Annotated in this window: 19 protein-coding genes and 5 pseudogenes; 17 read left to right on the top strand and 7 right to left on the bottom strand. The window is 52.2% G+C overall.

The window, feature by feature from the left end; all coding sequences use genetic code 11:
- The first annotated feature begins 97 nt into the window (after positions 1-97).
- Complete coding sequence (cysQ, locus tag O3W44_RS14835; RefSeq protein ID WP_269293661.1) at positions 98-841, top strand: 3'(2'),5'-bisphosphate nucleotidase CysQ; 744 nt, start codon at positions 98-100, stop codon at positions 839-841.
- 53 nt (positions 842-894) lie between these two features.
- Here cysQ and O3W44_RS14840 read toward each other — a convergent pair whose 3' ends face one another.
- A complete protein-coding gene (locus O3W44_RS14840) occupies positions 895-1,458 on the bottom strand; it encodes a YtfJ family protein (RefSeq protein ID WP_269293662.1) in 564 nt (187 codons plus the stop codon).
- Between the two features lie 316 nt (positions 1,459-1,774).
- On the opposite strand from O3W44_RS14840, the gene O3W44_RS14845 reads away from it, so the two are divergent.
- Entirely contained in the window at positions 1,775-1,981 is a 207-nt protein-coding gene (locus O3W44_RS14845) for a DUF1107 domain-containing protein (RefSeq protein WP_003855513.1), read from the top strand.
- Between the two features lie 35 nt (positions 1,982-2,016).
- Here O3W44_RS14845 and O3W44_RS14850 read toward each other — a convergent pair whose 3' ends face one another.
- Positions 2,017-3,339, bottom strand: coding sequence for a hemolysin family protein (locus O3W44_RS14850; RefSeq protein ID WP_269293663.1), 1,323 nt, complete (start codon positions 3,337-3,339; stop codon positions 2,017-2,019).
- 496 nt (positions 3,340-3,835) lie between these two features.
- On the opposite strand from O3W44_RS14850, the pseudogene tamA reads away from it, so the two are divergent.
- The 3 genes and pseudogenes from tamA to O3W44_RS14865 all read left to right on the top strand — a co-directional run bounded on the left by tamA (position 3,836) and on the right by O3W44_RS14865 (position 9,695).
- Positions 3,836-5,574: pseudogene (gene tamA / locus O3W44_RS14855) on the top strand (autotransporter assembly complex protein TamA).
- A pseudogene (gene tamB, locus O3W44_RS14860) lies at positions 5,571-9,339 on the top strand (autotransporter assembly complex protein TamB). The pseudogenes tamA and tamB overlap by 4 nt, the downstream one beginning before the upstream one ends.
- Positions 9,340-9,341: 2 nt before the next feature.
- A complete protein-coding gene (locus tag O3W44_RS14865; protein ID WP_269293664.1) occupies positions 9,342-9,695 on the top strand; it encodes a gamma-glutamylcyclotransferase family protein in 354 nt (117 codons plus the stop codon).
- A 66-nt stretch (positions 9,696-9,761) separates the two neighbouring features.
- Here O3W44_RS14865 and ppa read toward each other — a convergent pair whose 3' ends face one another.
- The 3 genes and pseudogenes from ppa to O3W44_RS14880 form a co-directional block, all read right to left on the bottom strand.
- Positions 9,762-10,292 (bottom strand): inorganic diphosphatase, encoded by a 531-nt coding sequence (ppa, locus tag O3W44_RS14870; RefSeq protein WP_021183548.1) that lies wholly within the window; start codon positions 10,290-10,292, stop codon positions 9,762-9,764.
- 99 nt (positions 10,293-10,391) lie between these two features.
- A complete protein-coding gene (locus O3W44_RS14875; protein WP_269293665.1) occupies positions 10,392-10,841 on the bottom strand; it encodes a DUF441 domain-containing protein in 450 nt (149 codons plus the stop codon).
- Positions 10,842-10,889: 48 nt separating this feature from the next.
- Positions 10,890-11,299, bottom strand: a pseudogene (locus tag O3W44_RS14880) (lysozyme inhibitor LprI family protein).
- A gap of 168 nt (positions 11,300-11,467) precedes the next feature.
- Between O3W44_RS14880 and O3W44_RS14885 the strand changes: the two are divergent.
- Positions 11,468-13,027 (top strand): methyl-accepting chemotaxis protein, encoded by a 1,560-nt coding sequence (locus tag O3W44_RS14885; protein WP_269293666.1) that lies wholly within the window; start codon positions 11,468-11,470, stop codon positions 13,025-13,027.
- A gap of 36 nt (positions 13,028-13,063) precedes the next feature.
- Here O3W44_RS14885 and fbp read toward each other — a convergent pair whose 3' ends face one another.
- Positions 13,064-14,071 (bottom strand): class 1 fructose-bisphosphatase, encoded by a 1,008-nt coding sequence (gene fbp / locus O3W44_RS14890; protein WP_269293667.1) that lies wholly within the window; start codon positions 14,069-14,071, stop codon positions 13,064-13,066.
- A 168-nt stretch (positions 14,072-14,239) separates the two neighbouring features.
- Here fbp and mpl point away from each other — a divergent pair, with 168 nt between their 5' ends.
- A complete protein-coding gene (mpl, locus tag O3W44_RS14895) occupies positions 14,240-15,595 on the top strand; it encodes a UDP-N-acetylmuramate:L-alanyl-gamma-D-glutamyl-meso-diaminopimelate ligase (protein WP_269293668.1) in 1,356 nt (451 codons plus the stop codon).
- Between the two features lie 58 nt (positions 15,596-15,653).
- Here mpl and yjgA read toward each other — a convergent pair whose 3' ends face one another.
- A complete protein-coding gene (gene yjgA / locus O3W44_RS14900; protein ID WP_269293669.1) occupies positions 15,654-16,196 on the bottom strand; it encodes a ribosome biogenesis factor YjgA in 543 nt (180 codons plus the stop codon).
- A 113-nt stretch (positions 16,197-16,309) separates the two neighbouring features.
- Here yjgA and pmbA point away from each other — a divergent pair.
- From pmbA to O3W44_RS14950, 10 genes and pseudogenes are all read left to right on the top strand, one after another.
- Positions 16,310-17,649, top strand: a pseudogene (pmbA, locus tag O3W44_RS14905) (metalloprotease PmbA).
- A 298-nt stretch (positions 17,650-17,947) separates the two neighbouring features.
- Complete coding sequence (locus O3W44_RS14910) at positions 17,948-18,280, top strand: glycine dehydrogenase (RefSeq protein WP_269293670.1); 333 nt, start codon at positions 17,948-17,950, stop codon at positions 18,278-18,280.
- A 167-nt stretch (positions 18,281-18,447) separates the two neighbouring features.
- Positions 18,448-18,804: an SFCGS family glycine-rich protein gene (locus tag O3W44_RS14915; RefSeq protein WP_269293671.1), complete on the top strand. Its 357-nt coding sequence runs from the start codon at positions 18,448-18,450 to the stop codon at positions 18,802-18,804.
- Between the two features lie 2 nt (positions 18,805-18,806).
- Positions 18,807-19,106 (top strand): DUF4312 family protein, encoded by a 300-nt coding sequence (locus O3W44_RS14920; RefSeq protein ID WP_269293672.1) that lies wholly within the window; start codon positions 18,807-18,809, stop codon positions 19,104-19,106.
- 149 nt (positions 19,107-19,255) lie between these two features.
- A pseudogene (locus tag O3W44_RS14925) lies at positions 19,256-20,030 on the top strand (DUF4311 domain-containing protein).
- A 12-nt stretch (positions 20,031-20,042) separates the two neighbouring features.
- Positions 20,043-20,684 carry a DUF4310 family protein gene (locus O3W44_RS14930; RefSeq protein WP_269293673.1) on the top strand — a complete coding sequence of 214 codons (642 nt, stop codon included), beginning with the start codon at positions 20,043-20,045 and terminating at the stop codon, positions 20,682-20,684.
- Between the two features lie 43 nt (positions 20,685-20,727).
- Complete coding sequence (locus O3W44_RS14935; RefSeq protein ID WP_269293674.1) at positions 20,728-21,858, top strand: amidohydrolase/deacetylase family metallohydrolase; 1,131 nt, start codon at positions 20,728-20,730, stop codon at positions 21,856-21,858.
- A complete protein-coding gene (locus O3W44_RS14940; protein WP_269293675.1) occupies positions 21,842-22,963 on the top strand; it encodes a DgaE family pyridoxal phosphate-dependent ammonia lyase in 1,122 nt (373 codons plus the stop codon). The genes O3W44_RS14935 and O3W44_RS14940 overlap by 17 nt, the downstream gene beginning before the upstream one ends.
- Positions 22,960-23,700, top strand: coding sequence for a 2-dehydro-3-deoxy-phosphogluconate aldolase (gene dagF / locus O3W44_RS14945; protein WP_269293676.1), 741 nt, complete (start codon positions 22,960-22,962; stop codon positions 23,698-23,700). Before O3W44_RS14940 ends, dagF begins: the two co-directional genes overlap by 4 nt.
- A gap of 127 nt (positions 23,701-23,827) precedes the next feature.
- Positions 23,828-25,738 carry a BglG family transcription antiterminator gene (locus O3W44_RS14950; protein ID WP_269293677.1) on the top strand — a complete coding sequence of 637 codons (1,911 nt, stop codon included), beginning with the start codon at positions 23,828-23,830 and terminating at the stop codon, positions 25,736-25,738.
- Positions 25,739-25,783: the final 45 nt, after the last annotated feature.

Genomic DNA, 25,783 nt, shown 5'->3' on the forward strand with positions numbered 1-25,783 from the left:
TGTAGTGCCGAATTTTCGGCGGGGACAGCGGAACTACTGAAATGGAACCGGTCTGGCGCTGTTATTGCGTAGAGGGCCGCATAAACCGAGGTGAAAAATGTTAGAGCAAATCTGCCAACTGGCGCGCGAAGCAGGTGACGCGATCATGCACGTTTATAATGGCGCAGCACCGCTTGACGTTTCTCACAAGTCAGACGATTCACCGGTGACAGCTGCCGACCTTGCTGCACATAAGATTATTATTCAGGGACTAAGCCAGCTTTCTCCCGATGTGCCGGTACTGTCAGAAGAAGATCCACCCGCCTGGGAGGTTCGTCAACACTGGCAGCGTTACTGGCTGGTTGACCCGCTGGATGGCACCAAAGAGTTCCTCAAACGCAACGGCGAGTTTACCGTTAATATCGCACTGATTGAGCGAGGCAAACCGGTGCTGGGCGTGGTTTATGCGCCTGCGTTAGGCGTCATGTATTCCGCTGCAGAGGGCAAAGCCTGGAAAGAAGAGTCGGGACAGCGGGTACAGATTCAGGCGCAGGATGCGCGTCCGCCATTGGTGGTGGTCAGTCGCTCACATGGCAATGATGATGAAATGAAAGAGTATCTGAAACAACTGGGTGAGCACCAAACCATTGCCACCGGTTCATCGCTGAAATTCTGTCTGGTCGCAGAAGGTAAAGCGCAGCTTTATCCACGTTTTGGACCCACTAATATCTGGGATACCGGTGCAGGTCATGCGGTGGCGATGGCTGCAGGTGCGCATGTACATGACTGGCAGGGCAAAACGCTGGATTACGCGCCGCGTGAATCTTTCCTTAATCCGGGCTTCCGCGTTTCACTGTTTTAATCCGTTCAACGGGAGGTTTGCCTCCCGTTTTTGGCACAATATATTCAGAATGCTTACTGTTTTAGCAAACTCGCTATCAGCGACATTACCTGCTGCACTTCTTCTTGCGATAATGCGCCGTCTTTTATAAAACGCACCCGACCATTTTTATCTAACACCACAATCGCTGAGCTTGCGCGCTCAAGTTGCCAGGCTTTTTGCACATTGCCTTTATTATCAACAACAAACTGCGACCAGGGATAATGCTGTTTATTCGTCTGGATGCTGCTGCGCACAAACATACCCGTGCCGGGGATCGCATCGTCAGTGTTGACGATAGTAGTTGTTTGATAGCGATCGTGAGGAAACTGCGCTGCTTTTATCGCCTCAATCAGTGCAGCATTCTTCTCTTTTGCTGATGATCGACCGGCAATATGCTGAATAACACGCACTTTTCCACTTAGCTGCGCACTGTTCCAGTTTTTATAGCTAAACTCATTGTGTTGCCATACGAGTTCGCCCTTGTCGTTAACCCCCACAGCGGGAACGCGTTCGCCTTGATGTAGATCATCAGCCTGAGCAAAGTTGCACACCGAAATCATTAAAGTTGTGACCATCACTGTCGATATTATTCGCATGGCATTGTTCCTTGAGTGATCTGACCAGTTAGTCATTTTATTGCAATAGTAAGCAGGGATGATGCGGCTGTCTTTGAAAGGTGTCAGGTTTGTTAGCAATGCCACAATTATTTAACAAGCGATGGTTTACACTGGGTTCTGATAACGCAATAACAGAGTATTCTGTAATTGTGTGTCAATTCAGTAAAAAAGTTCATTTTTCGGAACACAGCTTGCGCAGAGTGTTCTATAGTTTATCCGCAATTCGCGCTTCATGGGCTCGTACCTATTTTGGAAACGGCGAAGCGTGCTTATAAATGGTCAGGAGTTAAACAGCATGAAGATCTTCCAACGCTATAATCCACTACAAATAGCGAAATACGTAAAAACGCTGTTCAAAGGAAGGTTATATATCAAGGACGTTGGCGCGTTTGAATTCGACAAGGGAAAAGTCTTGATTCCGCGCGTTAAAGACAAACAACATCTGAGCGTAATGTCTGAAATTAATCGCCAGGTTGTTCGTCTCAAGCTTGAGTTCAACTAAGCAAAAAAAGGGCGCCGCTGGCGCCCTTAGTATATCTACTCTTCGCTGGTTTTCGTCACGTTCAACACCGGTGGTCGTTCGTCAATCCGGGTTACCAGTAGCTGATCAATGCGATAGCTGTCGATGTCAACCACTTCAAATTTATAGCCAGCAAACTTAACAAAGTCAGTTCGCTTCGGAATTTTACGCAGCATATACATCATAAAGCCGCCAATGGTTTCGTAGTTGCCAGACTGCGGAAAATCGTCGATATCCAGCACGCGCATTACATCATCAATTGGCGTACCGCCCTCTACCAGCCATGAATTTTCATCACGCGCGACGATCTGCTCTTCCATACCCTGGCCAACAAGGTCGCCCATCAGGGTGGTCATCACATCGTTCAGCGTAATAATGCCGACTACCAGCGCATATTCGTTCATGATTACCGCAAAGTCTTCACCTGCGGTTTTGAAGCTCTCCAGCGCCTCAGAAAGCGTCAGCGTATCCGGGACAATCAGTGCCGAGCGAATTTGCAAGCCGCTGTTTAGCGTCATGCTTTGATTACCTAACACGCGCAGCAGCAACTCTTTGGAGTCCACATAGCCGACGATATGGTCGATATCGCCACTGCACACGAGAAATTTAGAGTGTGGATGCTCGGCGATTTTGGTCTTCAGGCTCTGCTCTTCTTCATTCAGATCAAACCAGACGATGTTTTCACGTGAGGTCATTGAAGAGGGAACCGTACGTGATTCCAGCTCAAATACATTTTCGATCAGCTCATGCTCTTGCTTACGCAGTACGCCTGCCAGTGCACCAGCTTCAACCACGGCGTAAATATCATCAGAGGTGATGTCATCTTTGCGCACCATGGGCAGTTTAAAAATGCGAAAGAAGACGTTAGCCAGACCGTTAAACAGAAACACCAGCGGACGCATGATCAGCAGGCAAAAGCGCATGGGATTGATAATGCGCAATGCAATGGTTTCTGGCGCGATCATACCGACACGTTTTGGCGTCAGATCGGCAAAAAGAATAAACAGGCTGGTAACGATGGTAAATGAGCAGATGAAGCTAAGCTGTTCGGCGAGGTCGGGTGCCATAAAGCGGTTGAACAAACTGCTGAAGGCGGGTGAAAAAGCGGCATCACCCACAATACCACCAAGAATAGCCACCGCATTTAAACCAATCTGCACCACGGTAAAGAACATGCCGGGCGTTTCCTGCATCTTTAATACACGCTGTGCATTAACGTTGCCTTCATCAGCGAGCAGTTTAAGTTTGATCTTACGGGCGGCCGCCAGCGAGATTTCTGAAAGAGAGAAAAAAGCACTAATGACGATCAATAAAAGGATGACAAGTAAGCTATCTAACATAAGAGATCCAAAGGGTTATCCACTTGTCATTTTTGGCCTGGGCAGCGTGCGGGTAAGAGCGTACATCGTGTACTCACCAGTCAGTCAGGGCTATCCGTGCCAAAAATGTCTGCGCCAGTTCGACAAAAAAAGCGATGTCGGGGCAGAAATGAAAACAGGCGAAATGCCTGTGGTGGCTGATTATAGCAGCAGCCACAATGTTGCCGCCAGAGGATGAATAGCGGCATGAAGCGCAATCGCCAGAAGAAAACGCAAGCCGCAACCTAAGATTAGTCTGAGTGCGTCACCCGGTACGGTCATTCTGCCGTCTGGTTGTTGTATCGCCCCCGGCATTTACCGACAATAGCCGCCACTGACGTATATGTCGTTTTAAGCCGCCACCAAGTGAAAAGTGTGGCTATGATGAGGATGTTGCCTTAGCGTTGGGGTTGACCAGGCAAAGATGATTAATTAGCGCCCTGTGGAAAAAGGGCTGGCATAATTAACAGGAGTACAAGTGCCACGACTTCATATTTATTGTATGGCCAGCTTACTGCTCGCCGCGCCAGCCCTTGAGGCCGCGACAGTGCGATTGCAGGTAGAAGGGTTAACCGGGGATTTACAGAAAAATGTCAGGGCCAGCCTGTCAACCATCGGCAGTGACGAAGTCTCAAACGATGGCCGTTTTCGTGCACGCGTATCGGAAGCGGTAAAAGATGGCTTACGTGCACTGGGCTATTATGAACCTGAAATCGATTTTGAATCGCGTCCGGCACCCGCTGGAGGTGGACGTCCGGTACTGATTGCGCACGTTAAACCGGGCGAACCGGTGAAGATTGGCGGCAGCACTATTGTGGTTGAAGGGGCCGCGAAAAACGACGCCGATTATAAAGCCTGGGTAGAGCAGGGCCGTCCCAAAGTCGGCTCCCAACTCAATCACGGCCAGTATGACAAATTCAAAAGCGGTTTCTCTAACCTTGCGCTGCGCAACGGCTATTTTGATGGTGATTTCAAACAAAGCCAGTTAGGTGTCTCGGTTGAACGACGCGAAGCGTTCTGGGATATCGACTACGACAGCGGACCACGCTATCGCTTTGGCGATGTAAGCTTTGAGGGTTCGCAAATTCGCGAAGAGTATCTGCAAAATCTGGTGCCGTTTAAAAAAGGCGATTATTACAGCTCGCGTGACTTAGCGGAGCTGAACCGCCGCATCTCAGCCACTGGCTGGTTTAACTCCGTGGTGGTGGCACCAGAATTCGACGAAGGCAAAAAACCAAAGTGCTGCCGCTGAGTGCGGTCGTCTCGCCGAGAACGGAAAATACGCTGGAAACCGGTGTGGGTTACTCAACGGATGTAGGGCCGCGCCTGAAGGGAACCTGGAGAAAGCCGTGGGTAAACGATCGTGGACACAGTCTGACGGCCAGCGCCTATGTTTCTGCACCGGAACAGCAGCTCGATCTCAGCTATAAAGTCCCGCTGCTAAAAAACCCGCTTGAGCAGTATTACACCTTTTCAGGTGGCCTGAAGCGTACCGATCTCAATGACACCAAAGCGGATACCTCGACACTTGCTGTCTCGCGCTACTGGGATAACAGTACCGGCTGGCAAAAAGCGATTAACCTGCGCTGGAGTCTCGATCACTTTACCCAGGGTAGCGTGACCAATACCACCATGCTGCTTTATCCAGGCGTGAGCCTTAATCGCACACGTTCGCGTGGCGGCCTGATGCCCACATGGGGTGATTCACAACGTTATTCCATTGATGTTTCGGATACGACCTGGGGTTCAGACGTCGATTTCCTGATTTTACAGGCGCAGAACGTCTGGATACGCACGCTGGGCGATAAACACCGCTTTGTGGCGCGAGGCAATCTCGGCTGGATCGAAACCAATAACTTTGACAAGGTGCCGCCGGATCTGCGCTTCTTCGCAGGTGGTGACCGCAGTATTCGCGGTTATAAATATAAAGATATCTCGCCGCGCGATGAAGACGGCAAGCTGACGGGGGCCTCAAAACTCGCTACCGGCTCAGTGGAATATCAGTACAACGTAACCGGTAAATGGTGGGGTGCGGTATTTGTCGATTCCGGTGAAGCGGTTAACGACATCAAGCAAAGCAATTTTAAAACCGGTGCAGGCATTGGCGTGCGTTGGTCATCACCGGTAGGGCCGATCAAGTTCGATATTGCCCGACCCATTGGTGATGATGAGGAACATGGATTGCAATTTTACGTAGGACTGGGGCCTGAACTATGAAGTTATGGAAAAAGGTCCTGATCGGCATCCTGATTTTTCTGGTGCTGGTATTGGGCGGCGTAGCGTTTTTAATTGGCACCACGCCAGGTTTGCATCTGGTGTTAAATGGCGCATCACGCTGGGTGCCGGGCTTATCGATCAAGCAGGTCGAGGGCGGCTGGCGTAATCTTACCATTAGCGGGCTGCGCTATGAGATGCCAGGGGTCAGCGTTGATGCCGGTAACGTTCACTTAGCCGTGGATCTCAACTGTCTGCTGCACTCTTCGCTGTGCGTTAATGATCTCTCGCTAAAAGATATCAGCGTGGTGGTCGACAGCAAAAAGATGACGCCAGCCAGCGAGCCGCCGCCGGAAGAGGAGAGCGGAAGCACTAATCTCAGTACGCCATATCCGATCGCCTTACGCCATCTTGGTCTGCATAACATTAATGTCAAAGTGGATGACACGGCTATTTCGCTGCTTGATTTCACCAGCGGATTGCAGTGGCAAGATCGGGCGCTGACGCTGAACCCGACGCATATCCAGAGCTTGCTGATTGCCCTGCCAAAAGCGGCGGAGGTCGCAAATGAGCAGGTCATTCAACCTAAAGTGCAGCAGCCGCAGCCGGATGAAAAGCCGCTGGGGAAACGCTGCAAGCGATGTTTGATCAACCCCTGTTGCCAGCGTTGCCTGATTTCCGTTTGCCGCTGGATATCGACATACAGGAAATTCTGGGCGAACAACTGCGCATCACGGGCGACACGGACATTTCAGTGCAACGCCTGCTGGTGAAAGCCAAAACGGCCGATCGTCAAATGCAGCTACAGACGTTGGAAGTAGATTCTAATTTAGGACAGCTCAACGGCAGCGGTCAGGCAACGCTGGCCGATAACTGGCCGGTAGATTTTTCTCTCAATGGGGCGGTGAATGTCGACCCTGTTAAAGGCGAAAACATTAAGCTGAAGCTGAATGGCGCGATGCGTGATGAGTTGACGCTGGCGTTGAATCTTTCCGGTCCGGTGCGTGCGCAGTTAGATGCCACAACGCAACCGGCGGTGGCAGGTTTGCCGCTGTCGCTGAAGTTGACCAGCCCGCAGTTGCGCTGGCCGCTGACCGGTCCGGTACAGTACCAGGCTGAGAATCTTGATTACCAGTTCAACGGCAAAGCCACCGATTATGTCATGTCGCTGCGCACCGCCGTGAAAGGGGAAGCGGTGCCGCCTGCCAACATCTCGCTTGAGGGCAAAGGCAATGTGCAGCAATTTAACCTCGACAGGCTGCGTGTTGGCGTGCTGCAAGGTAACATTGATCTTACGGCGCTGGTGGACTGGAGCAAAGCGATCAGCTGGCGTAGCGAACTGACTTTATCCGGCATTAATACTGCCAGAGCGTACCCTGACTGGCCAGCGAAGCTGGATGGTAAAATTACCACCCGTGGCAGTGTATACGGGGGCAGCTGGCAGATGAGCGTGCCGCAGTTGCAGTTAAAAGGAAACGTGAAGCAAAACGCGGTGTCTGCTGAAGGATCGCTAAGCGGCAACAGCTATAACCAGTGGACGATTCCGGGTGTGAGGCTGGCGCTGGGGCGTAACCATGTTGATGTAAAAGGCGCGCTGGGTGATACCCTCAACCTGGACGCGAATATTGATGCGCCCCAGTTGAACAACGCCTTACCAGGCTTAGGCGGCGTAGCAAAAGGTACCATCAAAGCGCGTGGCACCTTACAGGCACCGCAGCTGCTGGCCGATCTTAATGCCAGCGGGCTGCGCTGGCAGCAGTTGCAGATCCGCCGCGTTACGCTGGATGGTGATGTGCGCTCCAGCGATCAGGTTGCGGGCAAGCTACAGCTGCGTGTGGAGCAGCTAAAACAGGATGCACTGAGCATTAATCTGTTAACGCTGAATGCCGACGGCAACGAAAAGCAGCATCAGCTCAAATTAAATGTGCAGGGTGAACCCGTTTCGGGCCAGCTTGCCCTGAGCGGCAGTTTTGATCGCAAGGAGCAGCGTTGGAAAGGTTCACTGAACAACACGCGCTTCGATACGCCCGTGGGTGAATGGCGTCTGACACGTGCGATGGCAATTGATTACCTCAATGCTAAACAGACCGCGACTATCGGGCCACACTGCTGGCAGAACCCAAATGCGCAGCTGTGCATCCCGCAACCGGTGGAAGCGGGGCCGAGCGGACAAGCGCATGTGGTGCTCAACCGCTTTGATTTAGCCATGATCAAACCTTTCATGCCTGATGCTACGCAACTGGAGGGGGTCTTCACTGGCGATGCGCGCGTGAACTGGACTGCTGACGGTGGCTTGCCGACCGGCACCATCGCGTTGAAAGGGAACGGCGTCAAAGTGGCACAGGATGTACAGGGCAATACGCTGCCCATTGCCTTTGATACGCTTAACCTAAACGCCGCACTGCGCAACGGGCGAGCGCAACTCGACTGGCTAATCCGCATCGCGAATAACGGTCAGCTTGATGGCAACGTACAGATTAACGATCCTGAAAATCGTCGTACCCTGGGCGGCAACGTCAATATCCGCAACATCTCACTGGCGTTGCTTAACCCTGCGCTGATGCAGGGCGAGAAAATCACAGGCAATCTTAACAGCAGCCTGCGCCTTGGCGGCAGCGTGCAGCAGCCGCAGATTTTTGGGCAGCTTGGTCTGCAAAATGTGGATGTTGAGGGCAGTTTTATGCCCGTCGATCTTACTGCCGCGAATCTCAATCTGGTGTTCAACGGCATGAGTTCAACGCTGAATGGCTTGATTCAAACGGCGCAGGGCAACGTCAATCTGAACGGTAACGCGGACTGGAGTCAGCTCGATAACTGGCGCGCTCGCGTTGCCGCACAGGGCAGCAAAATACGTGTAACTGTGCCGCCAATGGTGCGCATGGATGTCTCGCCAGATCTGGTATTCGAGGCGACGCCAGCAGCGTTCAACCTGGACGGGCGCGTGGATATTCCGTGGGCGCGCATTACTGTTCAGGAAGTGCCGCAAAGTGCCACCGGCGTCTCGTCAGATGAGGTCATGCTGGATGAGAACCTCAAACCGATTCAGCCTAAAACCACTGCGATCCCGATCAACAGTAATCTGGTGATCCATGTTGGCAACGATGTGCGGTTATCGGCCTTTGGCCTGAAAGCCAAACTGAATGGCGATCTTAAACTGGTTCAGGATAAGTCGGGGCTGGGATTAAACGGACAAATCAATATCCCGTCTGGTCGCTTCCATGCTTATGGACAGGATTTGCTGGTGCAGAAGGGCGAACTGCAGTTTGCCGGCCCGCCGGATCAGCCTTACGTGAACCTTGAAGCGATCCGTAATCCAGAGGCGACGGAAGATGACGTAACCGCCGGGCTGCGTGTGACCGGCTTAGCTGATGAGCCTAAAGTTGAAGTCTTTTCCGATCCAGCCATGTCACAGCAAGAGGCATTGTCTTACCTGCTGCGCGGGCAAGGACTCGACAGTGACGGCGACAGCAATGCATTAACCTCAGCATTGGTTGGTCTGGGGTTGCACAAAGTGGGCAGGTTGTGGGTAAAATCGGGGAGACATTCGGCGTCAGCAATCTTGCTCTCGACACCACTGGCGTTGGCGACAGCCAACAAGTGCAGGTCAGTGGCTATGTGCTGCCGGGTCTACAAGTAAAATATGGTGTTGGCATTTTTGATTCACTGGCGACGCTAACCTTACGTTACCGCCTGATGCCCAAACTCTATTTGGAAGCTGTGTCCGGTGTGGACCAGGCTCTCGATTTGCTCTATCAGTTTGAGTTTTAGCAATGCGAATAATTGTTTACGGCAGTTTACGGCGCAAGCAGGGAAATAGTCACTGGATGACGAACGCGCAATGGCTGGGTGATTATCCGATTGAGGGCTTTGAGCTCTACAGTCTCGGTCATTATCCTGGCGTCGTTCAGGGCAATGGAACGGTATATTGCGAAGTGTACCGCATCGATGCCTCAACCCTTAACGAGCTGGATGCGCTTCGTACTAAGGGTGGAGAATACAAACGTCATCTGATTCAGACGCCGTTTGGCAGTGCATGGCTTTATGTCTATCAACGTTCAGTGGCGGGACGCCAGCGTATAACGAGCGGAGACTGGCTAAAGCGCGATGAGGAACCAAACGCCTAAACAAAAACACCGTCCAACTGGACGGTGTTTTTTTATCTGACGCGTGTATCAAACGAAACAGCAGAGTTATTTCTTCTGTGCGCGTTCGAAAGAGGAAATGATTTCAGCTTTTGCAGCTTCAGCATTATCCCAACCGTCAACTTTCACCCACTTGCCTTTTTCCAGATCTTTGTAGTGCTCAAAGAAATGGGTGATTTGCGCACGCAGCAGTTCTGGCAGGTCGTTCACATCTTTGATGTGATCGTACTCTTTTGACAGCTTGGTGTGTGGAACGGCAACCAGTTTGGCATCTTCGCCAGACTCGTCAGTCATTTTCAGCACACCAACCGGACGGCAGCGGATCACAGAGCCTGGCTCCAGCGGATACGGGGTTGGCACCAGCACATCAACCGGGTCACCATCCAGTGACAGCGTGTTGTTGATGTAGCCGTAGTTGCATGGATAGAACATGGCGGTAGACATAAAGCGGTCTACAAACAGGGCACCAGACTCTTTATCAACTTCATATTTGATCGGATCGGCATTTGCCGGGATCTCAATGATTACGTAGATATCTTCTGGCAGGTCTTTACCTGCTGGCACCTGGTTCAAACTCATCGGGCATTCCTTCAGTGTCGTGTGTTGAGTGACGGCTATTATAGCCAACTGACTCTGAAAGTATGCCCCTTTTTGGCGTTTAGGAATGCTCCTCGACGCTTACTTTTGCGTGACAAACAGCGAGACAATGCCTGCTGCAATTAGCGGGCCGACCGGTACACCACGAAAAAACGCCACGCCAATCACCGTACCGATGAGTAAACCACCAATTACCGTAGGGTTGGCGCTCATCATATTGACGCCACGGCCGCCCAGCCAGGCAACGAAAATACCCACCAGAATGGCTACAATTGATTTCCAGTTCGCGAACGATTTCAGCAGCGTTTCTGCGGGCAGCGAACCGCTGGCCAGCGGTGCCATCACCGCCACGGTAAGAATAATGATGCCTAACGTGATGCCCTGTTTTTCGACATAGGGAAAGAATTGCGCCAGCGGCGTGATTTTAATCGCCAGCAGGATCAGTATCGAAATAGTCACAGCACTGTTGTGAACGAAATAACTCAAAATGGCGAGGCAAACAAGGATCAGTGTTGAGGCATAAGCAGCCATGGTTTCTCCGTGAAGTAATTAAATGCGCCGACCGGCAACTGTCATTAATCAACAATCATCCGGGTTAGCGCAACTGCCGTCATTCAATGATTGCAACATACGAGCCTGATTACGCACCAGACTAACGGCTTGTGCGCTAAGCGAAAGTGCGCGCAGCGTCCCCTGATCGCGGTAACGGCTTTGGCTGGCCTCCAGCCAACTGTCACGGTAAGCCAGCCAGGCGCGCTGCGCCATGCGCAATTTATTTTTGGCTCGCCGGTTAATTTTCCCATCAGCTTTCCATACTGATGGTTCATCTCGCTGTCCCAGGCCTGGCTGGCTTCGTTATAGCATGCCGACATGGCTGCCGTGGTCGATGCCCCGTTCAGACACTGATTCAGCCTGCTGTCGACAGGGGAGCTTTGCGCCATGGTGCTACCAGTGATAAGTATCAATGTTAAAAGCAGAGCGGTTTTCATAACGGTTTCCTTAAGCAGGATAAAGCGGCGTAGAGCCAGGTTGAGTGGAAACGCCAGTTCAGACATTAACCGGCATGATTAAAGTTTATTCTTCCCTTTGCCGATACCTCATCCGAGTTAGGGAAGTTGCATTTATGCCTTTTTACTCCTCACAGGAAATCTATCTGAATGAAACAGTTATCACTTCGCACCGGCTTGCTGGCTATGCTGGGGTTTATGACGCTGCTGTTGCTGGCGGTAAGTTTTATGGGAATTTTGGCTATAAACAAAGGAAACCGCTCACTGGATGCGATCAATCGTATTCAGGGTGTTGAATTAAACAGTCTTTATCAAAGTAATGCAGAACTGATGCACGCCCGCACTTTAGCCGCACTGGCGGTGCGCAAAATCGAAATTGGCTTACTCGACGATGGCGCAGCCGTGACGAAACAGGCGCAGGCGGATCTGGCTACATCACAGAAAAATTTAAAACAGTTTATCGATGCAGGAACGGTTACTGCTCATGGCAAAACGCTGGCTGACGCAGTGGCATTAAGTTTCAACCGCTATCTGGAGCAGGGCATCAAGCCAATGATGTCGGCTTTGGATAAACAGTACACCGATGAATATTATCAGTTGCTGGAAGGCAATCTCTCTACTCTGGCAGACAATTACAGCAAGGCGGTGGGAGATTTCGCCCAGTACGCCAACGAAGTGAGCGCAGCACAGCTGGCGCAAGCTACCTATAACGAAACCAAAATGAAGCTATTGATCGCTGTAGCAGTGGGGCTGTCGCTGCTGTTACTGGTGCTTGCCTGGCAGCTTCTGCGGCGTATGCTGCTGCGGCCTCTGGATAAGGCGATTGGTCACCTTGAGCAGATCGCAGCGGGCGATTTATCGCAAACCTTACCGCTGGCAGGCAACAATGAACTGGGCCGGCTCAATAATGCCCTGGCAGGCATGCAGCAAGCCCTGCAAATATCAGTCAATCAGGTACGTGAAGCCAGCCTGCAAATTGATGTTGGCAGCCGTGAACTGGCTGCAGGAAATATTCATCTTTCCCAACGCACGGAAGAATCTGCGGCTTCGCTTGAACAGACCGCGGCCAGTATGGAGCAGTTAACCGCTACCGTGCGCCTCAATGCCAGCAATGCGCAGCAGGCGCATAAACTGGCTAACAGCGTATCGGATACCGCCGATCGCGGTGCAGAAGTGGTGTGTTACGTCATGGAGAAAATGCATGAGATCACCGACAGTGCTAATCGCATCGGCGACATTCTTAGCGTCATTGACGGCATCGCTTTCCAGACGAATATTCTGGCGCTTAACGCATCCGTCGAAGCCGCTCGTGCGGGCGAGCAAGGCCGGGGCTTTGCCGTGGTTGCCAGCGAAGTACGAAATCTGGCCCAGCGCAGCGCCAATGCAGCGAAAGAGATCCGCACATTGATTGGTGAATCGCAGGCGCGCGTGAAAGAGGGCAGCGAAATGGCGACACGCGCAGGCGAAACCATGGATGAAATTTCTGGCGAAGTAATGCGTGTTACGGCGTTGATGAAAGAGATTTCAATGGCGTCCGAAGAGCAGAGCCGTGGTATTGAACAAGTTAATCAGGCGGTGACGCAGATGGATGAAGTGGCACAGCAGAATGCTGCGTTAGTTGAGCAGGCAACAGCGGCCACGCAGTCGCTGGAATCGCAATCAGAACAGTTACAGGCAACCATGGCGCAATTCCGCTTGAGTGAAGCCTGACATAAAAAAGGGCGCGATCATCGCGCCCTTTCTCATTTAGCCCTGGCGGCACTCAGGAAATTCGCGCAGGAAACGCTCGACATCGTCAACCATTGCGTCGTTACCACAGTAGAACGGGCAACGCTGGTGCAGGGTAACGGGTGGAATGTCCAGAATACGTGTCTGGCCATCGCTGGCTTTTCCGCCCGCCTGTTCAGCAAGGAAGGCCATCGGGTTGCACTCGTAAAGCAAACGCAGTTTGCCTTGCGGATGGCTGGCCGTGCTTGGATAAAGGTAAATACCGCCTTTCAGCAAGTTACGGTGAAAATCAGCTACCAGCGAACCAATGTAGCGTGAAGTATAAGGACGCCTGGTTGACTCATCTTCTTCCTGACAGAATTTCAGATATTTTTTTACGCCCTGTGGGAAGCGGATGTAGTTACCTTCGTTGATGGAATAGGTGTAGCCCTTTTCCGGGAAGGTCATACGTTCATGGCTCAGGCAGAACACGCCCAGCGACGGATCGTAAGTAAACGCATGTACGCCACAACCGGTGGTATACACCATCATGGTTGAAGAGCCGTAAACGACGTAGCCAGCAGCAACCTGCTTGTTACCGGGCTGCATAAAGTCCGCTTCAACGACCGGTGTGCCGGGTTCACTGACGCGGCGATAAATTGAAAAGATGGTGCCGACGGAAACGTTCACATCGATATTGGATGAACCGTCCAGCGGGTCCATTAATACGACATATTTGCCATTTTCTTCGCCTTCGAAGATAACAAACTCATCTTCTTCTTCAGACGCGATACCGGCAACGATGCCACGTGCTTTCAATGCTGCTTTCAGTTTTTCATTGGCGAACAGATCCAGTTTCATCTGCTGTTCACCCTGAACATTTTCTACACCACTGGCACCCAGAATATCCACCAGACCGGCTTTGTTAATGTCGCGATGGATAATTTTGGCCCCGAGCTTGATAGCTGAAATCAGCGCGGTCAATTCGCCGGTAGCATGCGGAAAGTCGTGTTGCTTCTCGACGATGAATTCGCCTAACGTTTTCATAACACATTCCCTGAATCTTCGATGGAGTGGCAGCATGCGTAACAAACCGCCAACGTATGCGTACGCAGTTTAGCCGATTGAACTTTAAAAACCATAGTCCTAATCCGTTTCTTCCGTCTGCGAGCGGCGTTACACTGTGCGCCGAACTTTTGAGTAATGGATCTCGTTATGCGCATTCACATCCTTGGGATTTGTGGCACTTTCATGGGCGGCCTGGCGATGCTGGCCCGTTCGCTTGGACATCAGGTGACCGGCTCGGATGCCAATGTTTATCCACCAATGAGTACGCTTCTGGAACAGCAAGGTATTGAATTAACTGAAGGTTATGATGCCAGCCAGCTTGATCCCGCGCCGGACATGGTGATCATTGGCAATGCCATGACGCGCGGAAATCCTTGTGTGGAAGCGGTACTGGAACGCAATATTCCTTATTTCTCTGGCCCACAATGGCTGCACGATTTCGTACTGCGCGATCGTTGGGTTGTCGCCGTGGCCGGAACGCATGGAAAAACCACCACAGCCGGTATGGCCGCGTGGATTTTAGAGGCCTGTGGCCTTGAACCTGGCTTTATTATTGGTGGCGTGCCGGGTAATTTTGATGTGTCAGCAAAATTAGGAAAAAGTCCATTCTTCGTGATCGAAGCAGATGAATATGACTGTGCGTTTTTTGACAAGCGTTCCAAGTTTGTACATTACTGCCCCCGCACCCTGATCCTCAATAATCTTGAGTTTGATCATGCTGACATCTTTGACGATCTGCGGGCGATCCAGAAACAGTTCCATCATTTGGTGCGCATCGTGCCAGGCCAGGGCAAGATCCTGCTGCCGGAACACGATCATAACCTCAAGCAGGTAATGGCGATGGGCTGCTGGAGCGAGCAGGAAAGCGTGGGTGAACATGGCCGCTGGAAAGCGAAGAAGCTGAAGCCCGATGCTTCACAATGGGAAATCTGGCTCGACGGCGCCAAAGTGGGCGAGGTGAACTGGGCGCTGGTGGGCGAGCACAACATGCATAACGGTCTGATGGCAGTGGCTGCCGCGCGACATGTTGGCGTGAAGCCGGAAGATGCGGGGCTGGCGCTAAACAGCTTCCTCAATGCGCGTCGTCGCCTCGAACTGCGCGGTGACGTAAAGGGCATCAAAGTGTATGACGATTTCGCTCATCACCCGACGGCAATTTCAGCCACGCTCGCGGCACTACGCAGCAAAGTGGGCGGCACGGCACGCATTCTTGCGGTGCTGGAACCGCGCTCTAATACGATGAAAATGGGCGTCAATAAGAACGAATTAGCCCCTTCACTGGTGCGTGCGGACGAAGTTTTCCTGTTCCAGCCTCATCATATTCCCTGGCAGGTGTCTGACGTTGCAGAGGCTTGTATGCAGCCTGCCCATTGTACTGCGGATATCGATACGCTGGTTGAAATGGTGGCGAAAGCGGCTCAGCCGGGCGATTCTGTTTTGGTGATGAGTAACGGCGGTTTTGGCGGGATACATCAAAAGCTGTTGGATCGTTTAGAGCGTTAATACACAGCCCTAATCCCCCTCTCCCTGGCGGAGAGGGTTGGATCAGGCCGCTGAGGAATTACCCCTCAGCCAGCTCACGCAAATACTGGAAAATCAGACGAGCAGACTTCGGCGGCTTGTTGCCCGCTTTCTCTTTTTGCGCATTACGGATCATGCTACGCAACTGCTGGCGATCGGCCTGCGGATAAAGCGCAATCACTTCTGCCATCGCATCATCGCCTTGCTCAATCAAGCGATCGCGCAGCGACTCAAGCTTATGGAACAGGGCAACCTGCTGGTTGTGACGATTCTTTAGCTTATCCAGTGCCTGACGGATCGGTTCGACATCCATGCTGCGCATGATTTTACCAATCAACTGCAACTGACGGCGACGTCCCTCTTTTTTGATACGCTGCGCCAGTTCAATCTCGGTGCGCAAGCGTTCATCCAGCGGGATCTTATCCAGGGCGTTTTTACCCAGATCGACCAGTTCGGCACCCAGGCGTTTTAGCTCTTCAGCATCGCGTTTAATTTCGCTCTTACTGACCCAAATAATCTCTTCATCTTCTTCTTCGTGATTATCTGGCACATCGTCGAGCCACTCATCGGGCTGTTTGGTCATGTCTGGGCTCCAAAAAAAGAGGCTAATCCTACCAGTTTATCGGGTGACTGCGAAATTGTTCTCTGACTCTGATAGACTCAAAATATTCATACATAAGATTAGACGGCAGGTCGATGAACGTATCTACTCAAGTTGCAGAACAGCGAAAGGTGTTGGAACAGGCGATTGCGCAAGCACTCGAACTGGCAAAAGCAAGCACTGACAGCGCAGAGGTGGCGGTAACCAAAACGACCGGCATCGGTGTCAGCACGCGCTATGGCGAAGTGGAAAACGTCGAGTTTAATAGCGACGGCGCGCTTGGCATCACCGTTTATCATCAAAATCGTAAAGGCAGCGCCTCGTCTACTGATCTCAGCCCGGATGCTATCAGGCGTACCGTGCAGGCGGCGATTGACATTGCACGTTACACCTCCCCGATCCGTTTGCCGGCCCGGCAGATGCCGATCTGCTGGCTTATGACGCACCCGATCTTGATCTTTACCATCCGTGGGAAATTGACGCCGATCGGGCGATTGAACTGGCGGCGCAGGCTGAGCTGGCAGCACTCCAGGCGGATAAACGTATCACCAATACCGAAGGCGGCAGCTTTAACAGCCATGTCGGCATTAAAGTATTTGGTAACAGCCATGGCATGTTACAAAGCTACTGTTCAAGCCGTCATTCGCTTTCAGGCTGCGTGATTGCCGAGCAGGATGGCAACATGGAGCGTGATTACGCTTACACCATCGGCCGTGCGATTGAAGATCTGAAAAGTCCGGAATGGGTGGGCGCAGAGTGTGCGCGTCGCACATTATCGCGGCTGGCTCCGCGTAAACTGTCGACCATGAAAGCGCCGGTAATTTTTGCGCCAGAAGTGGCTACCGGCTTGTTTGGCCATCTGGTTGGGGCAATCAGCGGCAGCAGTGTCTATCGCAAATCGACCTTTTTGCTTGATGCAATGGGGCAGCAAATTTTGCCTGAATGGCTCACTATTCAGGAGCAGCCGCATCTGTTAAAAGGGCTGGCCTCTACGCCGTTTGACAGCGAAGGCGTGCGCACCCAGGCACGCGACATCATTAAAGAGGGTGTGCTGCAAACCTGGCTGATGACCAGCTACTCGGCGCGTAAACTTGGCCTGACCAGCACCGGTCATGCGGGCGGCATTCACAACTGGCGTATTGCCGGACAAGGACACAGCTTCAACGATTTACTGAAGCAAATGGGCACCGGTTTAGTGGTGACCGAGCTAATGGGCCAGGGCGTAAGCGCCATCACCGGTGATTATTCTCGCGGCGCGGCGGGCTTCTGGGTTGAAAACGGCGAGATCCAGTATCCGGTAAGCGAAATCACCATTGCCGGTAATCTCAGGGATATGTGGCGCAACATGGTCACTATCGGTGACGACATTGAAACCCGCAGTAATATTCAGTGCGGTTCGGTTTTGTTACCAGAGATGAAAATCGCAGGTCAGTAGAATCACCGTTTTCGGAAAGCAGCCAGCAGGCTGCTTTTTTTTTGTCATAACTTTTACTTATTTCTTTACCTGCCACGCGCCTGCATCTGCGATTCGTTTGCATGATTCATGCATGATTTTTTAATTTCATCTCCGTTCCACGCATAACGCGATGGCGATCTCACTAAGCATGCATCCTGCGATCTGGCGCACAGTGCTCACCTCGATTTCCACTTCCATCCGGAAAAGATGCGTCTCCAAAGCCTGGTACTCTCCGCGTACTTTGTTTTCAACGCGATGTTCCAACAGGAGTAATAAGGTGAGCAATAACGGCGTTCCGGTACAAGCGACGTCACCGGAAAAAGTACAGCAGTTAGCTGAAAGGATAATGCAGCAGATTGCGGCGATTTACGCCCGGCACGGCATTTACCCTAATGCGGTTCAGCAGCAAATGCTGGCCTCACACGTTTGCGCCATGGCGTCGCGTTCACTGAGTGGTGAACCGCTACCGGAAGTCGAAGCCGATCTCTTTGAGGATATCTCGCCAGAAACGATGCAGTTGGCCCGGCAGATCGTGGATCTGTTTGGCAATTTGCCACGCGAAGAAGCGTGGCTGCTTTCAGTACATATCGAAGTGGCCAGAGCGAATTAACACCTGGCTTACTCGCCGGTATGCCACCGGGCAGTGCCCGAAATCCTGACGTATTTCAGTACGCTCTGGTTTCTGCGCTGGCCGACGTCAAACTGACTTTGCCGGCGAAGGTGAAGCAATCATGAACATTAAACACATAAAAACCAAAGACATAACAGGAGAATGACATGGTAACTGTAGTGATTGGCGATCGTTTAGGTAAAGGGCAAAAAGTCGCGGCGGGTATTGAGAAAGCGGGTGGCCGTGCCGTGGTTGTGCCGGGTGTGGCAGCGGACATGAAACTTGGTGACGTAATGAAGAGCGAAAATGCTGACTTCGGTATTTCTTTCTGCGGCAGTGGCGGCGCTGGTGCGATCACGGCACAGAACAAATATGGCTACAAAGCCAAACACGGTATGCGTTCGATTGATGAAGGGGTGACCGCTATTAATGAAGGTGCCACCGTACTCGGTTTTGGCTTTATGGATAAAGAAGAGCTGGGCGAGCGTTTAGTGCAGGCCTGGAACAAGAAATACGGCAGCTAACCATGAAAGAACACTACGTTACTCAGGTGACGGTACAGGGCAAAGGCGACACCAAAGCAAAAGCGTTCGCAGATGCGCTGAGTCGCGTGCAGAACCAGGTTCTGCGCACGACGCAAAAGATTCTGTTGCGCATTGAACCCGAAGATGTCCGGGTGCTGCGCGCGCAGGAGAGCGTCAAAAGCGAGAAATTTTTATTCTTCTTTTTGGCGCGCCAATGGCGGAGCTACAGCGTTGAGCTGGAGATCACCGTCAGCGTCACCGTAATCGATACCGAACAGGTTGCGTTTACGGCGGCTCCCTGAGTTTACCCGTCACGCTTTGCGTTGCAGTTGCACTGGCGACGCCTCTCCGTCTGCGCGTTTTATCTAAACCGTTTTCGGGATGCACATCTTTGCCGCCGCGCTGTTACTCAACGTGCCTGGGTAAATAACGACAACAAAGGTAAAAAAATATGTTTTTAATCATTTTGTTTAAGTCGTTGATCATTGGTGGACTAGTCGGTGTGGGCGTTGGCGCAGGCGCGGCACGCATGTTTCACGCTCCCACAACACAGGGCATGGGGGCATTTCGTACGCTTGGCGAACTGAACGCGTGCGAGGGCGATCCTGCTTCCCATTTCTCCTTTGGTCTCGGTTTTTTCTTTAACGCCTGGGCTTCATCCGTTGCGGCGGGGGCTTTCACACAAGATGTTGATCATCGCATCATTCCCAACTGGGGGCGGCGGCGTTGATGATAAAAAATCGCAACGTAGCGGAAACGCTGCACGATCCCAAAAGATGGCTATCGCCTGCGGCATCATCGGTATGATCGTCGTGGCTTTTCTTAACTCAACCGCTTCAGCCGTTCCTGCGGCATTGCAGGTTACCGCCGTAAAAGTGCTGGTGCCGGCTGCCAATCTGCTGGTCAACACCGTGATGCCAGTGATTTTCTGGTTAGCGGCGATCGATGCAGGCAAGAAATCAGGTTTTTGGGCCACCATCTTTGGCGGCTTAGCGCAGCTGATCATGGGGAATGCCGTACCGGGATTAGTGCTGGGCATTTTGATCGGTAAAGGCGTTGAGGAGTCTGGCTGGAACAAAGTGACCAGAGTGATGATGTTTGCCATCGTTCTGCTGTTTGTACTCAGCGGCTTCTTCCGCGGCTTCGACATGAAGCTGTTGCAGTCCTTCCAGCTGGGCATTCCGGGCTGGCTTGACATGATCCACAACTCCCTGAGTGGCAAATAAGAGGCCATCGCCATGAACGAAAATAAAGGCTTTTGGTACGCTGACTGGTCTTTCCCGATTTTTGTCGGCTTGCTTTCATCGGGCGTGTTCGCCGGTACGCACATGTACTACCTGTATGGCATCGGCGCATTCAACGAAGTGGCATTCGTGTCAATGCTACGTTCGGGCATGGAAACCGGTGTTTATGGTGCGGTCGCGGCCTTTGGTGCCAGCTTTTTGTTTGCGCGCATCATTGAAGGCTCGCTGGTGGGCATCCTGGATATTGGCGGTGCGATTCAGACCGGTGTTGGCCTTGGCGTACCCGCATTGCTGCTGAGCGCAGGCATTGTGTTTCCGGTTGCGAACTTTGCCGCCTCGCTGGTTACCGGCCTGGTGATTGGCGTGGCGATTGGCTACGTGATTATTCTGGCACGTAAATTCACTATTAATCAGAGTGACTCTACCTACGGGGCTGACGTGATGATGGGCGCAGGTAACGCGTCAGGCCGCTTCCTTGGCCCACTGATCATTCTGTCCGCTATGGCAGCCTCTATCCCTATTGGGCTGGGCTCGCTGCTCGGTGCGCTGCTGTTCTATCTCTGGAATAAGCCGATTACCGGTGGCGCAATTCTTGGCGCAATGATTTTAGGGGCTATTTTTCCGGTTGCGATTTGATGCTTCAGGCGGCTCGTCAGCGGGTTGCCTGCAAGGAGTTACCATGTTTGACATCATTATTCGACATGCACGGTTAAGCGATGAGCAAATCGCCGACATCGCCATAGTGGATGGCAAAATTGCCGCCATTGGCGATGTGCAGGGCGAAGCGAAAAGCGAACGCGATTTAGCTGGCCGTTATTATCTCAGTGCGGGCTGGATCGATTCCCACGTCCACTGTTATCCAAAATCCCCGATTTATCATGATGAAGCCGATGCGATTGGGGTAAGCCACGGTGTCACCACGGTTATCGATGCTGGCAGCACTGGCGCGCAGCACATTGATGATTTCTATCAACTGACGCGCGCAGCACAAACCCAGGTTTATGCCCTAATCAATATCGCCCGTACCGGCATCGTTACGCAAAATGAGCTGGCAGACATGGCGCAGATTGATGGTACAGCGGTTGAGCAAGCCGTCGCGCGCTTGCCCGATTTTATTGTGGGCCTGAAAGCGCGGATGAGCAGCAGCGTAGTGGGCGAAAACGGTATTCAGCCGCTGATTAAGGCCAAAGCGATACAGAAAGCCACAGGCAATCTACCGCTGATGGTACACATCGGGAACAACCCGCCTAATCTGGACGAAATCGCCGATCTGCTCACCTCTGGCGACATCATCACTCATTGCTATAACGGCAAACCGAACCGCATTTTAACGCCGCAGGGTGAACTTAAAGCGGCAGTAAAAAGTGCCATCGCACGCGGCGTGCGGCTGGATGTGGGCCACGGCAGCGCCAGCTTCAGCTTTGAGGTAGCACGCGTCGCCATCGCTCAGGGCATTTTGCCCGACAGCATCAGCTCCGATATCTACTGCCGCAACCGACTCAACGGCCCGGTACATAACCTGGCACATGTCATGTCGAAATTTTTCAGCGTTGGCATGACGCTGCCGCAAGTTATTGATTGCGTGACTCGCAAAGCGGCAGACGGTTTGCGCCTGTCGCAAAAAGGCCGGCTTGAAGTGGGTTATGACGCCGACCTGACCATTTTTACCGTCAAAGAGGAAGCTCGTCCGTTCGTTGATGCTGAAGGCGAACGGGTTGAAGGCGAAAAACATCTGATTCCACTGGCTGCTGTGGTTGCCGGGCAGTGGATTGTGACTGAAGAAGGGAAAGCCAATGTCTTCGATTTATGAAAAATATGGCCTGAAACAGGTGATTAACGCGTCTGGACGCATGACCATTCTCGGCGTATCGACACCGTCGGCTGACGTCGTCGATACGGTGAAATATGGTTTAAATCACTACTTCGAAATGAAAGATTTGGTAAATAAAACCGGCGCTTATATAGCCGGTCTGCTGCAGGTTGAAAATGCCGTTGTGGTTTCTTGCGCATCGGCGGGCATTGCCCAGTGCGTGGCGGCAGTGATTGTTAAAGACAACGACTGGCTGCTGGATAATCTCCATGCTGCGCCGCTCAGCGTGCCGCATGACATCGTGGTGCCAAAAGGCCACAACGTCAATTTTGGCGCGCCGGTTGGCAGCATGGTGACGCTTGGTGGTGGCAACCTGATCGAAGCGGGCTACAGCAATGAGTGCTCAGCAGAGCAATTAGCCGCGGCAATCACACCGCAAACGGCAGCGATACTCTATGTAAAATCGCATCACTGCGTACAAAAAAGCCATCTGAGCGTAGAACAGGCTGCCATTGTAGCGCGCAAGCATGGCGTACCTTTAATTGTTGATGCCGCCGCCGAAGAAGATTTGCAGTGCTATTACCGGTACGGCGCGGACCTGGTGATTTACAGCGGTGCTAAAGCGATTGAAGGGCCTACCAGCGGCCTGGTGGTCGGTAAGCATCAATATGTGGAATGGGTGAAGCGTCAGAGCAACGGTATCGGGCGCGCCATGAAAGTGGGCAAAGAGAGCATTCTTGGCCTGACGCAGGCGATTGAAAATTATCTGACGCTGGAAAAAACCAGCGGCGCGCAGATGGTCGAAAAAATGATGCCTTTTATTGAAAACCTCAACACGCTGAATGGCGTAACCGCACGGGTTGTATGGGATGCCGCCGGGCGTGATATTGCCCGAACCGAAATCCATTTTGATGAATTAATCGTTAATCAGCGCACCGGTGATTTAGTGCAGGCGTTAAAAAAGGGCACCATTGCGATCTATTTCCGTGGCTATAAAGCCAATGAAGGCATTATCGAAGCGGATGTGCGCAGCGTGAGCGCCGACCAGCTTCACACTATTTTTACCGCAATTCAGTCACTATTAAACGGAGCGAAAAACGCATGACGCTGACCCCGAATTTTTATCAGGATCGTTTGTGCCTCAATGTGTTGGCAGGCTCTAAAGAAAATGCGCGTGCTGTCTGGCAGGCGGCGGAAGGTCATGTGTTGGTTGGCGTACTGTCGAAAAACTATGCCAGCAATGAGGCGGCGATCGCGGATATGCGTGAGTATGCGGCGCTGATTGATAATGCGCTTTCTGTGGGGTTGGGTGCTGGCGATCCCGGTCAGTCAAAAATGGTGAGCGAGATCTCTGCCATTCTGCAACCGCAGCACGTTAATCAGGTATTTACGGGGGTCGCCACCAGCCGTGCGCTGTTGGGGCAATCACACACCGTGGTCAATGGTTTGATTTCCCCCACCGGTACGCCAGGTAAAGTGAAAATTTCAACCGGCCCTCTCAGTTCTCAAAGCAGCGACGCCATTGTGCCGATCGAAACCGCGATCGCCATGTTGAAAGATATGGGCGGCAGCTCAGTAAAATATTTCCCAATAGGTGGACTACAGACGGTAAATGAATATCGTGCAGTGGCTGACGCGTGCGCAAAGCACGATTTCTGGCTGGAGCCCACTGGCGGCATCGATCTGGATAACGTTGCCGGGATCGTGCGGATCGCGCTGGAGGCGGGCGTCAGTAAAGTGATCCCTCATATCTACAGTTCAGTCATAGATAAAGCCAGCGGCGAGACGCGGGTTGAAGATGTGCGCCAGCTTCTGGCGATCTGCAAAAAACTGTTAGCCTGACGGCTGAACCTGACTCCCTGCGCACAGGCATCGGCGCAGGGATAAACCAACATAAACGTTCAGTGAACATCCTCGTAGGCTAAGGTTCTGGAAGGCTTTTTCCAACGGCTGCAACAGGTAAACTATCGTGAGATTTCCCAATCAACGCCTTGCGCAACTGTTTGACGCATTGCAAAACGAAACGCTGCCGCAGGATGAGCTGGCGCGGCGTTTTGCTGTATCAACCCGTACTGTGCGCACTGACATTACCGCGCTCAATGCGCTGCTGGAGCAGCATGGGGCGCAATTTATCTTAAGCCGCGGTGCGGGTTATCAGCTCAAAATCCGGGACGCGCAACGCTTTCACCACTTGCAGCAACAAACGCCATCACCGCTGCGGGTGCCACGCACGTCACCGGATCGTATTCGCTATCTGTTAACGCGTTTTCTTACTGCCGCCTATTCGCTCAAGCTGGAAGATTTGGCTGAAGAGTGGTTCGTTAGCCGCGCAACGTTACAGAATGACATGGCTGAAGTGCGCGAATGGTTGGGGCGTTACCATCTCACAATTGAGAGTAAGCCGCATTACGGCATGAAACTGTTTGGCAGCGAAGTGGCAATTCGTACCTGTTTAACCGATCTGCTATGGCAAATCGACCAGGAACAGCCCGACAGCCCACTGGTGACTATCGAGGCGCTAAACAGCGGCATCCTGGAGAGATTGCAGCCCATGCTGCAACAGGGTTTTGCCCGTCACAATATCCGTCTCAGCGACGAGGGTGAACGCTATTTGCGCCTCTATTGTGCTGTGGCAGTACGTCGCATCAGTGAAGGCTATCCGCTGACCGATGCCGGTGCAGAGGATGTCGGTGATGAAGTGCGTGAAGCCACACAGGATCTGATTAACCTGATGCGATCGCTGGTCAGCAAACCGATATCGCCAGCGGAAGAGAACTGGCTGCGGGTTAATATCGCCGCACGGCGAATTCAGGAAATTGCACCCAGCGCCATCAACGCGGATGATGCCGATGCGCTGGTGGATTATCTGTTGAGCTATATCAACAGCCACTACAACTTTAATCTGCAAAACGATCAGCAATTGCGGGCCGATCTGCTCACCCATATCAAAACCATGATTACGCGGGTACGCTATCAGATTCATATTCCTAATCCGCTGTTAAGCAATATCAAACAGCACTATCCAATGGCCTACGATGTCACGCTGGCAGCGGTGAGCAGTTGGGGAAAATATACGCCCTACGTTATCAGTGAGAATGAAATTGGCTTTTTGGTGCTGCATATCGGGGTGGGGCTGGAGCGCCATTACGATGTGGGTTATCAACGCCATCCGCGGGTTCTGCTGGTGTGTGACAGCGGTAACTCTACCTTGCGCATGATTGAAGCGATGCTGATGCGCAGGTATCCCCAGTTGCAGGTAACGGAACGCTTATCACAACGCGAATATGAGGCGCTGAATCGTATTGATGAAGACTTTGTTATTTCAACCACACGTCTCAGTGAAAAAACCAAGCCGGTGGTTGTGATGTCGCCGTTTCCAACCGGCTTTCAGCTGGAGCAGATCGGTAAGCTGGTGCTGGTCGATCGCACGCGCCCTTATATGTTGGAGAAATTTTTTGATGAGCAGCATTTTTTAATTGTGGATCGCCCGATGACACAGTCGGAACTCTTCAGACAGGTATGCGGGCAGCTACAGGATGAGGGATTTGTCGACGGCGAGTTTTATCCGTCAGTAGAGGAACGCGAAGCGATTGTCAGTACCCTGTTAGGCGAGGGGATCGCCTTGCCGCACTCGCTTGGATTGCTGGCGAAAAAAACAGTGGTCTATACCGTACTGGCTCCGCAAGGAATCAGCTGGGGTGATGAAACGGCCTGTGTCATTTTTTTGCTGGCGATCAGCAAAAGCGAATATGAAGAAGCCATGGCTATTTATGATTTGTTCGTGACGTTCATGCGCGAGCGGGCCATGACAAGGTTGCGCGACAGCCGCGATTTCGCCAGTTTCAAAAGCGTGGCAATGGATTGTTTAAGCCGGTTGTAGATCGGCTTTACAGCACGCCGTTTTCCTGCGTCAGAGCATAGCGGC

The organism is Pantoea sp. LMR881, assembly GCF_027157825.1.
Taxonomy (GTDB): domain Bacteria; phylum Pseudomonadota; class Gammaproteobacteria; order Enterobacterales; family Enterobacteriaceae; genus Pantoea; species Pantoea haifensis.

Coding starts and splice junctions, on each gene's coding strand:
- cysQ (WP_269293661.1), top strand. CDS start 98: ATGTTAGAGCAAATCTGCCAACTGGCGCGCGAAGCAGGTGACGCGATC.
- O3W44_RS14840 (WP_269293662.1), bottom strand. CDS start 1,458: ATGCGAATAATATCGACAGTGATGGTCACAACTTTAATGATTTCGGTG.
- O3W44_RS14845 (WP_003855513.1), top strand. CDS start 1,775: ATGAAGATCTTCCAACGCTATAATCCACTACAAATAGCGAAATACGTA.
- O3W44_RS14850 (WP_269293663.1), bottom strand. CDS start 3,339: ATGTTAGATAGCTTACTTGTCATCCTTTTATTGATCGTCATTAGTGCT.
- O3W44_RS14865 (WP_269293664.1), top strand. CDS start 9,342: ATGCGAATAATTGTTTACGGCAGTTTACGGCGCAAGCAGGGAAATAGT.
- ppa (WP_021183548.1), bottom strand. CDS start 10,292: ATGAGTTTGAACCAGGTGCCAGCAGGTAAAGACCTGCCAGAAGATATC.
- O3W44_RS14875 (WP_269293665.1), bottom strand. CDS start 10,841: ATGGCTGCTTATGCCTCAACACTGATCCTTGTTTGCCTCGCCATTTTG.
- O3W44_RS14885 (WP_269293666.1), top strand. CDS start 11,468: ATGAAACAGTTATCACTTCGCACCGGCTTGCTGGCTATGCTGGGGTTT.
- fbp (WP_269293667.1), bottom strand. CDS start 14,071: ATGAAAACGTTAGGCGAATTCATCGTCGAGAAGCAACACGACTTTCCG.
- mpl (WP_269293668.1), top strand. CDS start 14,240: ATGCGCATTCACATCCTTGGGATTTGTGGCACTTTCATGGGCGGCCTG.
- yjgA (WP_269293669.1), bottom strand. CDS start 16,196: ATGACCAAACAGCCCGATGAGTGGCTCGACGATGTGCCAGATAATCAC.
- O3W44_RS14915 (WP_269293671.1), top strand. CDS start 18,448: ATGGTAACTGTAGTGATTGGCGATCGTTTAGGTAAAGGGCAAAAAGTC.
- O3W44_RS14920 (WP_269293672.1), top strand. CDS start 18,807: ATGAAAGAACACTACGTTACTCAGGTGACGGTACAGGGCAAAGGCGAC.
- O3W44_RS14930 (WP_269293673.1), top strand. CDS start 20,043: ATGAACGAAAATAAAGGCTTTTGGTACGCTGACTGGTCTTTCCCGATT.
- O3W44_RS14935 (WP_269293674.1), top strand. CDS start 20,728: ATGTTTGACATCATTATTCGACATGCACGGTTAAGCGATGAGCAAATC.
- O3W44_RS14940 (WP_269293675.1), top strand. CDS start 21,842: ATGTCTTCGATTTATGAAAAATATGGCCTGAAACAGGTGATTAACGCG.
- dagF (WP_269293676.1), top strand. CDS start 22,960: ATGACGCTGACCCCGAATTTTTATCAGGATCGTTTGTGCCTCAATGTG.